Here is a 352-nt window from a genome sequence, read left to right as displayed (position 1 = left end):
GCTCTGAAGTGTATTTTATAAAATCAATTAATTGAAATTTCATTGGAATAATAATGCTTTTAATTGAGCTTTAGGAGGGCAATATGACACGTTCTTATCCGTTACAAAGCTCATTACGTGGAAAGTTAGCGCAAGATTTTAAGACGTTTAGAGATAAGGAAGCATTAAGTGATGCCGAGGCCACGCGGCAACTTCTGATATTAGCACTGCGCATAAAACTCAATGACAGTGAGGATGAGAGGCCATCAAATCGTGCGTTGATGGAAGAGATTTATCGTGTCGTTCGTGGCTCATCTGCGATCACTGATGTGGTTCATGGACAAACTTTTGATGGTGAAAAATTATTCCGAGA

1 protein-coding gene is annotated in these 352 nt (G+C 39.2%); it reads left to right on the top strand.

What is annotated here, in order from left to right:
* Window positions 1-83: 83 nt before the first annotated feature.
* On the top strand, window positions 84-352 hold a 269-nt coding region (locus BCT81_RS23295), incomplete at its 3' end, for a hypothetical protein (protein WP_241908263.1).

This window comes from Vibrio sp. 10N.261.52.A1, assembly GCF_002876325.1.
GTDB lineage: Bacteria > Pseudomonadota > Gammaproteobacteria > Enterobacterales > Vibrionaceae > Vibrio > Vibrio chagasii.
The sequence above is the reverse complement of the archived record's forward strand: the minus strand, read 5'-3'. Positions and strand labels throughout refer to the sequence as shown.